Below are 15,002 nucleotides of genomic sequence, written 5' to 3' on the forward strand. Positions count from 1 at the left end.
CCCGCGCGCGGCTGCCGCGCGCGCTGTGGCCGATCCCGCCCCCACCACGGCACAAGGCCCTCGCCCGGTTGTCGGTGCTGCGTGTGTAGCAGCGCGTTCCGCCGCGCCCGTACGCGGCGGTACGCGCTCCGACCCGTACGCAGAATCCGACACCACGAGGTGCTCCTTCCCATGCGCTCAACCACCCGCCGCGCCGTGCTCGGCGCGGGAATCGCCGTCGCCGGAGGCGGCCTGCTCGCCGCCTGTTCCACGAGTTCCGACAGCGGATCGTCGTCCGACAAGCCTCCCGCCGACTATGTCGCCCCCGACGGGCCGGAGGTCGCCGCCGCCGAGGCGAAGCGCGGCGGCGGGCCCGTACGCCCGGTGAAGCTGACGGCCACCCGGACGCGGCTCGACCTGGGCGGCGGCCGTACGGTCGACTCCTGGGCCTACGGCGACCGGCTGCCCGGCAAGGAGATCCGGGTGACCGCGGGCGACACGCTCGCCGTCACCCTCGCCAACCACCTGCCCGAGGCCACGTCCCTGCACTGGCACGGGCTGGCGCTGCGCAACGACATGGACGGCGTCCCCGACCTCACCCAGCCGGCGATCCGGCCGGGGGCGTCGCACGACTACCGCTTCACGGTCGCGCACCCGGGCACGTACTGGTTCCATCCGCACTCGGGCGTCCAGCAGGACCGGGGGCTGTACGCGCCGCTGATCGTGGAGGACCCGAAGGAGCCGCTGAAGTACGACAAGGAGTGGGTCGTCGTCCTGGACGACTGGGTGGACGGGGTCGACGGCAGCACGCCCGACGCGGTGCTCGCGGAGCTGAGCCGGGGCATGGGCGGCATGGACCACGGCGGGTCGGGCGGACACGGCGGACACGACATGTCGAAGATGGGCGGCATGTCCATGGGCGCGGCCAAGCCGTCGCCCTCCGGGCCCGCCGGTCCCTCCAGGATGATGATGGGCGCCACCAGCCCGCTCCTCGGCGGCGACGCCGGTGACGTGGCCTACCCGCACTACCTGGTCAACGGGCGCACGGCGGCCGACCCTGAGACGTTCGAGGCCAGGCCGGGCGACCGGGTCCGCATCCGCTTCGTCAACGCGGGCGGCGACACGGCCTTCCGGGTGACCCTCGGCGACCACCGCATGACCGTCACCCACACGGACGGCTATCCCGTCGAGCACGCGGAGACCGACGCGCTGCTGCTGGGCATGGGCGAGCGGTACGACGTGCTCGTCGAGGTGAAGGACGGCGTCTTCCCCCTGACGGCACTGGCCGAGGGCAAGAGGCAGTCGGCCCTCGGCCTGCTGCGTACGGGCGGGGGCGCGGCGCCCGACGCCTCCGTACGCCCCCGGGAGCTGGACGGCAGCCTGCTGACCGCCGGCCGGCTGAAGGCCGCGGAGAGCGTACGGCTCACGGACCGGCGGCCCGACCGCACGGTGACGTTCAGGCTGACGGGGTCGATGGAGAAGTACGACTGGGCGATCAACGGCCGGCGGTACGCGCCGTCGCAGCGCTACCCCGTCGCCGCGGGTGAGCGGGTCCGGCTGGCGTTCGTGAACGACACGACGATGTGGCACCCGATGCACCTGCACGGCCACACGTTCGCCCTGCCGGGCGGGGGCCCGCGCAAGGACACCGCGATCGTCCTGCCGGGCAAGCGCCTGGAGGCCGACTTCGACGCGGACAACCCGGGGCTGTGGATGGTCCACTGCCACAACGTCTACCACTCGGAGGCGGGGATGATGACGGTGCTGGGTTACCGGAGGTAGGGGTTGGGGGGTGTGCGGCGGATCCATTCCCCTGCCCGCCCCTTCCCGAATGTCCAGCCAGCGCCGGACGGGCTGCTGTGCTGTGTCCTCAAGCGCCGGACAGGCTGAAGCGGCTGAGCCCAGCCGAATCAAGCCCGTCTGGGGGCACCTCCCAGCGGTAGCTGGGGGAGATTGAGGACGCGCCCGCAGGGCGCCCGCCGCCGCAGGCGGCAAAGACGGCCCGGGCCCGGCCCGACATCAGGAACCCCGCCGGAGGCGGCACCGTAACCCCTCTCACACCACATCGCGTCAGACAGACGATTACACTGTCGGACGTGGCTCAACTTCGTCTCGCCCTGAACCAGATCGACTCCTGCGTCGGCGATCTCGCCGGAAACGCCGAGGCGATCGTCCACTGGACCCGGCACTCCGCCGAGCAGGGAGCCCACCTCGTGGCGTTCCCTGAGATGGCGCTGACGGGGTACCCCGTCGAGGACCTCGCGCTGCGGTCCTCCTTCGTCGAGGCCAGCCGGTCCGCGCTGCGCGCGCTGGCCGCGCGGCTGGCCGCCGAGGGGTTCGGCGAGCTGCCGGTGCTCGTCGGCTACCTCGACCACAGCGGGGGCGAGACGCGCTTCGGCCAGCCGGCCGGCGCGCCGCGCAACGCCGGCGCCGTGCTGCACCGCGGCGAGGTGGCGCTGAGCTTCGCCAAGCACCACCTGCCCAACTACGGCGTCTTCGACGAGTTCCGGTACTTCGTGCCCGGCGACACCATGCCCGTGGTCCGGGTGCACGGCGTCGACGTGGCGCTCGCCATCTGCGAGGACCTCTGGCAGGACGGGGGCCGGGTGCCCGCCGCCCGCTCCGCCGGGGCCGGGCTGCTGCTGTCGATCAACGCCTCCCCGTACGAGCGCGAGAAGGACGACACCCGCCTGGAACTGGTGCGCAAGCGCGCCCAGGAGGCGGGCTGCACCACCGCGTACCTGGCCATGACCGGCGGCCAGGACGAGTTGGTCTTCGACGGTGACACCATCGTCGTCGACCGGGACGGCGAGGTGATCGCGCGCGCCCCGCAGTTCGAGGAGGGCTGCGTGCTGGTCGACCTCGACCTGCCGGAGGCCGCCGCCGACGCCCCGGCCGGAGTCGTGGACGACGGTCTGCGCATCGACCGCGTCGTGCTGTCCGCCGACCCCCTCCCGGCGTACGAGGCGCGGACGCCGGGCGGCGCGGCCGCGCACCTCAGCGACGACGAAGAGGTCTACAAGGCCCTGGTCACGGGCCTGCGCGCGTACGTGGTGAAGAACAACTTCCGCAGCGTCCTGATCGGCCTGTCGGGCGGCATCGACTCCGCGCTCGTCGCCGCCCTCGCGTGCGACGCCGTGGGCGCGGAGAACGTCCACGGCGTGGCGATGCCGTCCCGCTACTCCTCCGCCCACTCGATCGCGGACGCCGAGGACCTGGCCCGGCGCACCGGCCTGAACTTCCGGACCGTGCCGATCGCGCCGATGTTCGACGCGTACATGGGCGCGCTGGGCCTGACCGGCCTGGCCGAGGAGAACCTCCAGTCCCGGCTGCGCGGCACGATGCTGATGGCCATCTCCAACCAAGAGGGCCACATCGTGCTCGCGCCGGGCAACAAGTCCGAGCTGGCGTGCGGCTATTCGACGCTCTACGGCGACTCGGTCGGCGCGTACGGCCCCATCAAGGACGTCTACAAGACCTCGATCTTCCGCCTCGCCAACTGGCGCAACCAGGCGGCCGCGGAGCGCGGCGAGACCCCGCCCATCCCGGAGAACTCCATCACCAAGCCGCCGAGCGCCGAGCTGCGCCCGGGCCAGGTGGACACGGACTCCCTGCCGGACTACGAGGTCCTGGACCGCCTGCTGGAGATGTACGTCGACCGCGACAAGGGCCGCGCGGAGATCGTCGCGGCGGGCTTCGACGAGGAGCTGGTCACGCGGGTGCTGAGGATGGTGGACACGGCGGAGTACAAGCGCCGCCAGTACCCGCCGGGCACGAAGATCTCCGCGAAGGGCTTCGGCAAGGACCGCCGCCTGCCGATCACGAACCGCTGGCGGGAGAGCGCCCCCTAGGGCGCGCTGTCTGTGCCACCGCTGCGCGGTGGTGTTCTCAAGCTCCCCCAGCTACCGCTGGGAGGTGCCCCCAACGGGCTTGATTCGGCTGAGCTCAGCCGAATCAAGCCCGTCCGGCGTTTGAGGACGCGCCCGCAGGGCGCCCGCCGCCGCAGGCGGCACGACGGCCCGCGGGCGAGCCCCGGCGCTCAGCCCGCGCCCCGGATCTCCAACCCATCCAGCAGCCGGTGCGTCGCCTCGGCCACCGCCTCGACCGCCTCCTCGAAGACGGCCTGGTTGTGCGGGGCGGGGTGGTGGAAGCCGGACACCTTCCGTACGTACTGCAAGGCGGCCGCCCGGATGTCCTCGTCGTCCACGTGCGGGGCCATCGGCGGCCTGAGGGTCTTGATGCTGCGGCACATGCCTCCAGTGTGGCGCGGTCCTCAGCCCACGCGCTCGGACTCCGCCGGTGTGGACTCGCCGCGGGCGACGACCTGCGAGGAGCCGGGCGCGCCGCGGTCCAGGAAGCCCGCCGTCACCGCGATGGCCAGGCCGACGACGGCCAGGGCCGCGCCGACGAGGGTCGGGGAGGTCCAGCCCCAGCCGGCGGCGATCGCGACGCCGCCCAGCCACGCACCGCCCGCGTTGGCGAGGTTGAACGCGGAGTGGTTGGAGGCCGAGGCGAGGGTGGGGGCGTGCCGAGCCTTGTTCATGACCAGCATCTGGAGGGGCGTGGTGGTCATGAACCCGACTGCGCCGAGGACGACGACCGTGGCGAGCGCCGCCCACTTCACATGGACGGTGAAGTCGAAGAGCACCAGCACCGCGGCCAGCGCGGCGAGCGAACCGTAGAGCGTGGGCCGCAGGGCGCGGTCGGTGAGCGGGCCCGCGGCGAGGGCGCCGAGGGTCATGCCGATGCCGAAGAGGGCCAGGACAACCGTCACGGAGGTCTCGGAGAAGCCGGTGACCTCGGTCATCATCGAGGCGAGGTAGCTGTAGACGGCGAAGACGCCGGCGAACCCGAAGACGGCGGTGAGCAGGCCGAGGAGCACCTGACGGTCGCCGAGGGCGCGCAGCTCGTGGGCGAGGCCGCCGTGGCGTTCGCGCGGGAGGTCCGGTACGAGCGCGGCGAGCGCGGCCATGGCGGCCAGGCCGATGGCGGCGACCACCAGGAAGGTGGCGCGCCAGCCGAGGTGCTGGCCCAGCAGCGTGGCGGTGGGGACGCCGACGATGTTGGCGACCGTCAGGCCGAGGAACATCGTCGCGACCGCCCGCGCCTGCCGCCCCTCGCTCACCAGCCGGGCGGCGACGACCGCCCCGACGCCGAAGAACGCGCCGTGCGGCAGTCCCGCCAGGACCCGCCCCGCGACGAGCGTCCCGAAGGAGGGGGCCAGCGCGGAGGCGAGGTTCCCGATGGTGAAGACGCCCATCAGGAGCACCAGCATCCGCTTGCGCGGGATGCGGGAGCCGAGGGCGGTGAGCAGGGGGGCGCCGATGACGACGCCGAGGGCGTAGGCCGAGACGAGATATCCGGCGGTGGGCACGGAGGTGCCCAGGTCACCGGCGACATTGGGCAGCAGGCCCATCATCACGAATTCGGTCGTTCCGATCCCGAAGGCAGAGATCGCCAGGGCGAGCAGAGCCAGGGGCATGGGGGGCCTTTCGAAGGGGGCGTGCGAGCGTTCCGTAAGTTCTTCTACGGAACAAAGCGTCTCAGGCCGATGTTCCCGGACGCGAACGCCCGTATGAACATCCCGTGAGACCGGCCCCCGCCCCCCCGCCTCTCAGATCCTGACGCGTGCCGCGACCGGCAGGTGGTCGCTGTCCGTCTTCGGCAGGGTCCACGCCGACTTCGGCTCCATGCCGCGCACCATGATCTGGTCGATCCGCGCCATCGGGAAGCTCGCCGGCCAGCTGAAGCCGAAGCCGTCGCCCGCCGCGCCCTGCGCCGAGCGCAGCTGCGAGGTGATGGGGGCGAGCGAGCGGTCGTTCATGGTGCCGTTGAGGTCACCGAGGAGGACGACCCGCTTCTCCGGTTCCTGGGCGATGGCCCGGCCGAGCGCCTCGGCGCTGCTGTCGCGCTGTCCGGCGGTGAACCCGGCGTTGAACTTCACGCGCACCGAGGGCAGGTGCGCGACATAGACGGCGACCGGTCCCTCCGGGGACCTGACCGTGGCGCGCAGGGCCCGCACCCAGCCCAGGCGGATGTCGACGGGCTGGACCAGTTCGAGCGGGTACTTGCTCCATATACCGACCGTCCCCTTGACGGAGTGGTACTTGTACGTGCCGGCCAGCGCCCGCTCGTACCGCGAGGCGTCGCTGAGCTCCTCCAGCGCGACGACGTCGGCGCCCGAGGCGGCGACGGCGCGGGCGGTGCCGGCGGGGTCGGGGTTCTCGGCGTTGACGTTGTGGGTGGCCACGGTGAAGTTGCCGCCGCTCTTGCCGGACTTGTCGCCCAGCAGCCCGCCGAAGAGGTTCACCCAGGTGATCACGGGCAGCAGCAGGACGATCAGCGCGGTGGCCGAGCGGCGCAGCAGGGCGAGGGCGAACAGCACCGGGATGCCGAGACCCAGCCACGGCAGGAACGTCTCGGTGAGGCTGCCGAGGTTGCCGACCCGGTTGGGGAGGTGGGTGTGCAGCAGCATCAGCAGACCCAGCAGTGCGGCGAAGGCCGCGACGACCATGCCGCGCCGCCAGACGCCGGGGCCCCGCCACTGGTCCATGAGGCGCCGGGCCCGGGAGCCGGTCCGCTCCGGACCGGTCCCGTCTCGGCCCGTCTCCTGCATGTACGCCTGCGCCATCGCTGTCCTCACTGCCTCGTCCGCTGTGGCCCCGCGCACCGACGATAGGTGATCACCGGTGGCCGGGGCGTCCCGGCCGCCCCGGGCTGGGGCGTCGGTGGGGAGGACGAGCGTCCGGGCGGGCGGGGTTCCGGCGGGCACGGCCGGGGAGCGGACTGTGACACAACGGGCATATTCGGGAGAGATCACCGGGAGGCCCGTACGGGCGGCCCGGCGGCGGCCGCGCGTACGAGCCCCTCGGCGCCCGGCCGGGACCCGCCTACGGACTCCCGGCCGGCCGCCTGTCAGCCGGCCGGGCGGGGCCGGACCCCGTCCAGGACGGCGTCGACGATCTGCTCGGCGAGCCCCTCGTGCAGGTCCTTCCACTCGTGGAGCACCGCCCGGGAGATCATCGGGGCGACGAAGAGGTCGGCGAGCAGCTCGACGTCGAGGTCGGAGCGGATCTCGCCGGCGGCCATGCCCCGGCGCAGTACCGCGAAGAGGGCCTCGCGCCGGGCGGTGACGACCGTGTCGTGGTACTCCCGCCACAGCTTGGGGTGGGCCTGGACCTGGGTGACCACCGTGCGGAGCACGGCGGAGGAACGCTTGGCCAGGCCACGCAGGCGCAGGAACTCCAGCATGGTGACGAGGTCGTCGCGGGCCGAGACGCCGGCGGGTTCGGGGTTGGCGGAGTCGAGGGAGCGCAGCACGTCGAGCATCAGCTCCTCCTTGCCGGCCCAGCGCCGGTAGAGGGTGGCCTTGCCGACGCCGGCCTCGCGGGCGACGCGCTCCATCGACAGCTCGCCGATGGTGACGCCGTCCTCCAGCAGGCTCAGGACCGTCTCGACGACCGTGGTGTCGACGGCGGCGTTGCGCGGCCGGCCGCGCCGCTCGGCGGGTCCGCGGACGGTCGCCGCGCCGTCGGTGCTCACGTCCCCGCCCCCGCCTGTTCCTTCTCCAGGCCCTGCCGGGGCACGCCCGTGCCCGTGGGGGCGGCGCCGCGGCCCGGCAGGAAGAGGGCGACGACGGCCGCGCCGAGCAGGGCGACGGCGGTGGAGCCGATGACGGTGACGTGCATGGCGTGGATGAAGGCGTCGTTGGCCGGGCCGACGAGGGCCTTGCCGGCCGGGCCGAGCTTCTCGGCGAGGCCCAGGGTGGCCTCGATGGACTCGCCGGCGGCGTGCCGGGCGGACGCGGAGAGGCCGGGGACGGCGTCCAGGTCGCCGGCGATGCCGTCGCGGTAGGTGGTGGAGAGGACCGAGCCGAGGACGGCGACCCCGAGCGCTCCGCCGACCTGCCGGAAGGTGTTGTTCACGGCGGAGCCGGAACCGGCCTTCTCGCGCGGCAGCGACTGCATGATCGAGACGGTGGCGGGCGGCATGATGTGGGCCATCGCGGTGCCCTGGAGGAAGAACAGCACCTCCAGGACCCAGATCGGGGTGTCGGTGTCGAGCAGCAGGAAGCCCGCGGTGGAGGCGGCGACGGTGAGCATGCCGCCGGTGCACACGGCCCGGGCGCCGAACTTCTCGACGACCAGCCGGGCGCGCGGCGCGAAGAACATCTGCGCGGCGGCGAGCGGCAGGAGCAGCAGACCGCTCTGCAGCGGGGTGTAGCCGCGCACGCTCTGGGTGTAGAAGACGATGAAGAACGTCGTTCCCATCAGCGCGAAGAAGACCAGCGCGATGGAGGAGACGGCGGCGGAGAACGCCGGCTTGCGGAAGTAGCGCACGTCGATGGCGGGGTGCGAACTGCGCCGCTCGTGCAGCACGAAGAGGACCAGGACCAGCAGTCCGCCGCCGACCGTTCCGTAGACCTCGGGGTCGGTGAAGTCGGCGAGCTGGCCGCCCTTGATGATGCCGTAGACGAGCAGGACCAGGCCGACGACGGAGAGCAGCACGCCGACGGGGTCGAGGCGGCCGGGCTTGGGGTCCTTGGAGTCGGGGACGAGCAGCACCATCGCGATCAGGCCGAGGATCACGATCGGGACGTTGACGAGGAAGACCGAGCCCCACCAGAAGTGGTCGAGCAGGATGCCGCCGGTGATCGGGCCTATCGCGATGGCGAGGCCGACCGCGCCCGCCCAGATGCCGATGGCCTTGGGCTGCTCCTCGCGCTCGAAGACGTTCATGATGATGGCGAGCGTCGCGGGCATCACGAACGCACCGCCGAAGCCCATCACGGCCCGGAAGGCGATCAGTTCGCCGGAGGAGCCGGAGAAGGCGGAGAGCACCGAGCCGATCCCGAAGACGACCATGCCGAAGAGCAGGACCTTCTTGCGGCCGAGCCGGTCACCGAGCAGGCCCGCCGTGAAGAGGATGCCGGCGAAGACGAGCGTGTAGGAGTTGATCGCCCATTCGAGCTGACTCTGGGTGGCGCCGAGGCCGGTGGGGGCGGGCGAGGCGATCGTCTTCATCGCCACGTTGAGGATCGAGTTGTCCAGGACGACGATCAGCAGGCTGAAGAGCAGGACGGCCAGGATCGCCCACCGTCTGCGGTGCACCGCCTCGGGAACCCTGCGCGGCGGTGTGTCGGTGGGACCGGAGGACGGGCCGGGCTGTGAGCCGGACGGGACTCCGGAGGGAACGGTTGCCATGAGGTCAGCCTAGGCGCTTTCCGATACGAACCCGTCTCGTATTGGAAAGTCTTTACGAAAGACAAAAGGCCGCTCTGGTCCGCCCGCGCGCGGCGTGTCAGCATGGAGAGGATCCGGGGACGCCGTCAGGGCGCCTCGAGACACTTCACAGGAGCCATCCGTCATGACGCATGCCTTGAACAAGCCCGACAGCAGCCCCGCGCCCGCCGCGAACAAGGCGCTGTACGGAGGCACGGGTTCCCGGCGCATCACCGTCCGCGACGTCGCCGCCGCCAAGGCGCGCGGCGAGAAGTGGCCCATGCTCACCGCCTACGACGCGATGACCGCCTCCGTCTTCGACGAGTCCGGCATCCCCGTCCTGCTCGTCGGCGACTCCATGGGCAATTGTCACCTCGGCTACGAATCCACGGTGCCGGTCACCATGGACGAGATCGCCCTGCTCTCCGCCGCCGTCGTACGGGGCACCAAGCGCGCCCTGGTCGTCGGCGACCTGCCCTTCGGCTCGTACCAGGAAGGCGCCGTCCAGGCGCTGCGCAACGCCACCCGGCTGGTGAAGGAGGCGGGCGTCGGCGCGGTCAAGCTGGAGGGCGGCGAGCGCTCCGCCGACCAGATCCGGCTGCTGGTGGAGGCCGGCATCCCGGTCATGGCCCACATCGGGCTCACCCCGCAGTCGGTCAACGCCTACGGCGGCTATCCGGTGCAGGGCCGCGGCGAGGAGGCCGCGCAGCAGCTGCTGCGTGACGCCAAGGCCGTCCAGGACGCCGGCGCCTTCGCCGTCGTCCTGGAGCTGGTGCCGGCCGAACTGGCCGCCGAGGTCACCCGCACGCTGCACATCCCGACGGTGGGCATCGGCGCGGGCGCCGGGTGCGACGCGCAGGTGCTGGTCTGGACGGACATGGCCGGCCTGAACGCGGGCCGGCTGCCGCGCTTCGTCAAGCAGTACGCGCGCCTGCGCGAGGTCCTCGGCGACGCGGCGCAGGCCTTCGCGGAGGACGTCGTCGGCGGGGCGTACCCGGCGGAGGAGCACTCCTTCCATTAGGCGGTGTCCGGCGGGTCTTCGACTGCGGGCCGTCTTTGCCGCCTGCGGCGGCGAGCGCCCTGCGGGCGCGTCCTCAATCGCCGGACGGGCTTGATTGCGCCTGTCGGCGGGATATCGGCGAGCTGTCGGAAATCCCTTGGCCCGTTGTCAGTGGGTGCTGACACCGTAGGGGTCATGACGCGAAAAGACACCTCAGGAAGCGGCGGGAACGCCGTAGAAGTCCGGGGCCTGGTCAAGCACTTCGGAGAGACCAAGGCCCTGGACGGGGTCGACCTGGATGTGCGCGAGGGCACGGTCCTCGGTGTGCTCGGCCCCAACGGCGCCGGCAAGACGACGCTGGTACGGGCCCTGTCCACGCTGATCCGGCCGGACGCCGGCAGCGCCCGCGTGGCGGGGTACGACGTGCTCACCCAGCCCCGCCAGCTGCGCCGGGTGATCGGCCTGACCGGGCAGTACGCCTCGGTGGACGAGAAGCTCTCCGGCTTCGAGAACCTCTACATGATCGGCCGGCTGCTCGATCTGTCCCGCAAGGACTCCCGCCGCCGCGCCGACGCGATGCTGGAGCGCTTCTCCCTCACCGAGGCCGCCAAGCGCCCCGCCATGACCTATTCCGGCGGTATGCGCCGCCGGCTCGACCTGGCCGCCTCGATGATCGGGCAGCCGGCCGTCCTCTATCTCGACGAGCCCACCACCGGCCTCGACCCCCGCACCCGCAACGAGGTGTGGGAGGAGGTCCAGCGGATGGTCACCGAGGGCACCACGGTCCTCCTCACCACGCAGTACATGGAGGAGGCCGAGCAGCTCGCCCAGGAGCTGACGGTCATCGACCGCGGCCGGGTGATCGCGGGCGGCCGGGTCGACGAGCTCAAGGCCAGGGTCGGCGGCCGCACCCTGCAGGTCCGCCCGGCCGACCGCGGCGAGCTGCCCCGGATGGTCGGTGCGTTGGCCCAGGCCGGTCTGGACGGCGTCGCCGGCGCCACCGCCGACCAAGCGGAGGGCGTGGTCAACGTCCCCATCGTCAGCGACGAACAACTGACCGCCGTCGTCGGGCTGCTGGGCGCGCGCGGCTTCGCCCTCTCCGGCGTCAGCACCCATCTGCCCAGCCTGGACGAGGTCTTCCTGGCCGTCACGGGCCAGAAGGCATCCGTCTCGGCGCCCGCGGACGCCACCGAAGCACTTGAGGAGGTCGCGGCATGAGCGCGGCGACGATCAGCGCGCCCGTAAAGGCGTCGGCCCACGACGGCCGCATCGGCCTGCGGGGCAACCTGCGGCACATCGGCGCCCTCGCGCGCCGGAACATGCTCCAGATCAAGCAGGACCCGGAGTCGATGTTCGACGCCGTGCTCATGCCGATCATCTTCATCCTGCTGTTCACCTATGTCTTCGGCGGCTCGATCGCCGGTGAGGGCAAGGAGCAGGACTATGTGAACTACCTCGTCCCCGGCCTGATGGCGATGATGGGGATGAACATCTCCATGGCCGTCGGCACCGGCATCAACGACGACTTCAAGAAGGGGGTGATGGACCGCTTCCGCACCATGCCGATAGCCCGGTCCTCCGTCCTCATCGCGAAGATCCTCGTCGAGATCGGCCGGATGATCATCGCGAGCGCCATCCTCCTGGGCATGGGCTTCGTCCTGGGCCTGGAGGTCAGCACCTCCGTGCCGCACCTGCTCGCGGCCGTGGCGCTCTCCCTCGTCTTCGGCGCCTCCCTGATGTGGATCTTCATCCTGCTGGGCCTGACCATGAAGACCCCGCAGGCCGTCCAGGGCATCGCGATGATCGTCCTGATGCCGCTCCAGTTCGGCAGCTCCATCTTCGCCCCCACCGCGAAGATGCCCGGCTGGCTGGAGACCTTCACCGACTACAACCCGCTGTCCAACCTCGCCGACGCCGCGCGCAACCTCATCAACGGCGGGCCCGTGGCAGAGTCGATATGGATGGTGCTCGGCTGGTCCGTGGCCATCACCGTGGTCACCGCGCCGCTGGCCGTGGCCAAGTTCCGGAAGCGGACCTGAGCCGGCGGCAGGGGTGAACCCCGCCACCCGCCACATCCCGGCGCGTCACAACAGGGCGGTGGCCTCCTCCAGGGAGAGGCCGCCGCCCTCGGCGTACGCACTCTCGTACGCGGCGTCGCCCAGCACCGCCCGGGCTCCGGCCTCCGCCCGCGCGCGGACCTCGCGCTCGACGGAGAGCACGGGGAAGTCGCTGGGGCGCACCGCCTCACTGGCGCCGATCAGACGGGCGGCCACGGCGGCCCGTACGGTGCCGGCCGGTTCGTCACGGGCCATCTCGGCGCAGGCCAGCGCCGCGTACATCAGCTGGATCGCCGGCATCTGCGGCGCGACGAGCCTGGCCAGCGGGTCGTCACGCCGCGCGAGCGCGGTGCGCAGCTTCGGCAGCCCGTCCGCCGGCCGGCCCTCCAGCACGTCGAGCCAGGCCACCTGGCCGAGCATCATGTTCTCGAACACCAGCAGGGCGCCCTTGCGGAAGTCCGCCTGAAGCCCCTCGAACAGCTCCCGCGCCTCGGCCGTACGGCCGGCCCGGGCGACCCGGGTGCCCAGCTGCACACGGGCGAAGGCCGCCGCGTCGGGGTTGGTCTTGTGCGCCTCCGCGATCGCCTGCCGGAGCATCCGCTCGCCCTCCGCCACCTCCAGCTCGCCCGCCTCCATGAGCGCCTCGGCCATCCGCACCCGCAGCCCCGGCACGTCGCCGCGCGCCCCGAGCACGTGGACCTCCTCGACGGCCTGGCGGTAGTCCTCGGCGGCGAGGGCGAACTCACCGCGCCGCTCACGCGCCTCGGCGCGCCCGGACAGGGCCTCGGCCACGCCCCAGGAGTCACCGATCCGCCGGAAGAGCTCCAGGCTCTCGTCGGCGTCCCGCGCGCCCTCGTGGAGCCGGCCCGTACGGTCGTTGAGGATCTTGGACCGGAGCTGGAGGGCGTGGGCGAGTCCCCAGTCGTAGCCCAGCTCGCGGGAGCGCTCCACGCACGCGTCGACGGCTCTGTGCAGGTGCTCGAAGTCGCCGGACAGCAGGATCGCGAACAGCCACATGGCCCCCGGCAGCCGGCAGTTCTGCGGCTGTCCCTCGCCGTAGGCGGCGAGGATGCCGCGCATCCGCTCCTGGTACTCCGGCGCGCCGATCACGTGCATGTCGCTCTCCACGTTGGAGAGCGCGACCAGCCGCACGCCGCGCCGCGCCTCGGTCAGCAGCTCCGGCGACATGGGCGGCGGGGCGTCCGTACAGCCGACGTACAGCGGCGGCGCCGGCTCCACGGGGTCGGCGAAGGGGTTCGGGCCCAGGGTCGCGGTCGCCTCCGCCCAGGCGCGGGCGTCGGCGCGGTGGTCGCGCAGCTGCCAGAACCAGGCCAGGGACAGCACCAGGCACAGCGCCTCCTGCTCCTCGCGCGCCGCGACGGCGCGGCGCAGCGCGGTCCGCAGGTTGTCGTGCTCCAGCTCCAGCCGCTCCAGCCAGGTGCGCTGCGCGGGCCCGCGCAGCAGGGGGTCGGCGGTGCGGGCCAGTTCGCGGTAGGCGACCAGGTGGCGGTGCTCCACCTCCGCCCGCTCGCCGGCCTCGTCCAGGCGCTCGGCGGCGTACTCCCCCACGGTCTCCAGGAGGCGGTAGCGCATCTCGCCGTCGGCGGCGGGCGCGGCGACCACCAGCGACTTGTCGACGAGGGAGCCGAGGAGCGCGGCGACGTCCCGCGCCCCGACGCTGCCGCCGCCGCTGCCGTCCGCGCACACCTCCTCGGCCAGGCCCAGGTCGCAGCCGCCGGCGAAGACGGAAAGGCGCCGCAGGACGGCGCGTTCGGGTGCGTCGAGGAGGTCCCAGGACCAGTCGACGACCGCGCGCAGGGTCTGCTGCCGGGGCAAGACCGTGCGGCTGCCGGAGGTCAGCAGCCGGAAGCGGTCGTCGAGGCGGTCGGCGAGCCCGCGGGGGGTGAGCATCCGCAGGCGGGCGGCGGCGAGTTCGATGGCCAGCGGCAGGCCGTCCAGGCGGCGGCAGATCTCGGCGCACGCCTCGGGGTCGTCGTCGATCCGGAAGCCGGGCCGGGCGGCGGCGCCGCGGTCGGCGAGCAGCCGCAGGGCGACGGGGTCGGGCAGCGGCTCGACCGGCCGCACCAATTCGCCCGGGACGGCGAGGGGTTCGCGGCTCGTGGCGAGGACGGTCACGCCCGGGCAGTGGGCGAGGAGGGTGTCGGCGAGCAGGGCGGCGGCGCCGATGACGTGCTCGCAGTTGTCGAGTACGAGCAGCATGCGGCGCGGCGCGCAGTGCTCGGAGAGCCGCGTCAGCGGGTCGAACGCGGCCGCGTCGGTGGCGGCCCGCACCCCCTCGGCGGTGGTGCCGCGCACGACGGTCTCGCGGGCGCCGAGCGCGGTGAGCACCGCCTCGGGCACGGTCGCGGGGTCGTCGACGGGCGCGAGCTCGGCGAACCAGACCCCGTCCGCCCACCCACCGCCGTCCGAGGCGGCCGCCTCGGCGGCCTCCTGTGACAACCGCGTCTTCCCGGCCCCACCGGGCCCGAGCAGCGTGACCAGCCGGTGTTGCCGGAGATCCTCCCGGATGACTTCGAGATCCCCTTCCCGCCCGACGAAGGAGGTGAGCCGTGCCCGCAGATTGCCGGTGGCGGGCGGGGTGGACCCGCCGTGCGGGGCGGAGCCACCCTGCGGCGTAAGGCTCGGGTCCGTGGTGGCTGCGCCGCCCGCTGGGGCGGGGGCCTCGGTCCCGGGGCCGGCTGCGGGCCGCCACGCGGCCTCCGCGCCCCGCGCCTCCGGGACGCC

At 72.7% G+C, this 15,002-nt stretch carries 11 protein-coding genes; 5 read left to right on the forward strand and 6 right to left on the reverse strand.

The features are described from left to right. Window positions 1-171 precede the first annotated feature (171 nt). Both J7E86_RS23820 and J7E86_RS23825 read left to right on the forward strand, forming a co-directional pair. The gene (locus J7E86_RS23820; protein WP_215084023.1) at window positions 172-1,761 is read left to right on the forward strand and encodes a multicopper oxidase family protein; all 1,590 of its coding nucleotides are present in this window, start codon (window positions 172-174) and stop codon (window positions 1,759-1,761) included. Between the two features lie 314 nt (window positions 1,762-2,075). Continuing rightward, entirely contained in the window at window positions 2,076-3,830 is a 1,755-nt protein-coding gene (locus J7E86_RS23825; protein WP_215084025.1) for an NAD+ synthase, read from the forward strand. 188 nt (window positions 3,831-4,018) lie between these two features. On the opposite strand, the gene J7E86_RS23830 is transcribed toward J7E86_RS23825, so the two are convergent. The 5 genes from J7E86_RS23830 to J7E86_RS23850 all read right to left on the reverse strand — a co-directional run bounded on the left by J7E86_RS23830 (window position 4,019) and on the right by J7E86_RS23850 (window position 9,182). Then, window positions 4,019-4,231 (reverse strand): DUF2277 domain-containing protein, encoded by a 213-nt coding sequence (locus J7E86_RS23830; protein ID WP_215084026.1) that lies wholly within the window; start codon window positions 4,229-4,231, stop codon window positions 4,019-4,021. Between the two features lie 21 nt (window positions 4,232-4,252). Beyond that, window positions 4,253-5,461: an MFS transporter gene (locus J7E86_RS23835; RefSeq protein WP_215084028.1), complete on the reverse strand. Its 1,209-nt coding sequence runs from the start codon at window positions 5,459-5,461 to the stop codon at window positions 4,253-4,255. Between the two features lie 132 nt (window positions 5,462-5,593). Next, a complete protein-coding gene (locus J7E86_RS23840) occupies window positions 5,594-6,532 on the reverse strand; it encodes an endonuclease/exonuclease/phosphatase family protein (RefSeq protein ID WP_374223851.1) in 939 nt (312 codons plus the stop codon). A 362-nt stretch (window positions 6,533-6,894) separates the two neighbouring features. Beyond that, window positions 6,895-7,521, reverse strand: a complete 627-nt coding sequence (locus tag J7E86_RS23845) for a TetR/AcrR family transcriptional regulator (RefSeq protein ID WP_215084032.1) — start codon at window positions 7,519-7,521, stop codon at window positions 6,895-6,897. Beyond that, complete coding sequence (locus tag J7E86_RS23850) at window positions 7,518-9,182, reverse strand: MFS transporter (protein ID WP_215084034.1); 1,665 nt, start codon at window positions 9,180-9,182, stop codon at window positions 7,518-7,520. The genes J7E86_RS23845 and J7E86_RS23850 overlap by 4 nt, the downstream gene beginning before the upstream one ends. 163 nt (window positions 9,183-9,345) lie before the next feature. Between J7E86_RS23850 and panB the strand changes: the two genes are divergently transcribed. The 3 genes from panB to J7E86_RS23865 all read left to right on the forward strand — a co-directional run bounded on the left by panB (window position 9,346) and on the right by J7E86_RS23865 (window position 12,239). Then, window positions 9,346-10,221, forward strand: coding sequence for a 3-methyl-2-oxobutanoate hydroxymethyltransferase (gene panB / locus J7E86_RS23855; RefSeq protein WP_215084036.1), 876 nt, complete (start codon window positions 9,346-9,348; stop codon window positions 10,219-10,221). A 174-nt stretch (window positions 10,222-10,395) separates the two neighbouring features. Continuing rightward, window positions 10,396-11,418, forward strand: coding sequence for an ATP-binding cassette domain-containing protein (locus J7E86_RS23860; protein WP_215084038.1), 1,023 nt, complete (start codon window positions 10,396-10,398; stop codon window positions 11,416-11,418). Further along, a complete protein-coding gene (locus J7E86_RS23865; RefSeq protein WP_215084040.1) occupies window positions 11,415-12,239 on the forward strand; it encodes an ABC transporter permease in 825 nt (274 codons plus the stop codon). The genes J7E86_RS23860 and J7E86_RS23865 overlap by 4 nt, the downstream gene beginning before the upstream one ends. Window positions 12,240-12,284: 45 nt before the next feature. On the opposite strand, the gene J7E86_RS23870 is transcribed toward J7E86_RS23865, so the two are convergent. Beyond that, window positions 12,285-15,002, reverse strand: a 2,718-nt coding sequence (locus J7E86_RS23870; RefSeq protein ID WP_251019579.1) for an AAA family ATPase, incomplete at its 5' end; no start/stop codon positions are given.

The organism is Streptomyces sp. ISL-11 (assembly GCF_018614525.1).
GTDB lineage: Bacteria > Actinomycetota > Actinomycetes > Streptomycetales > Streptomycetaceae > Streptomyces.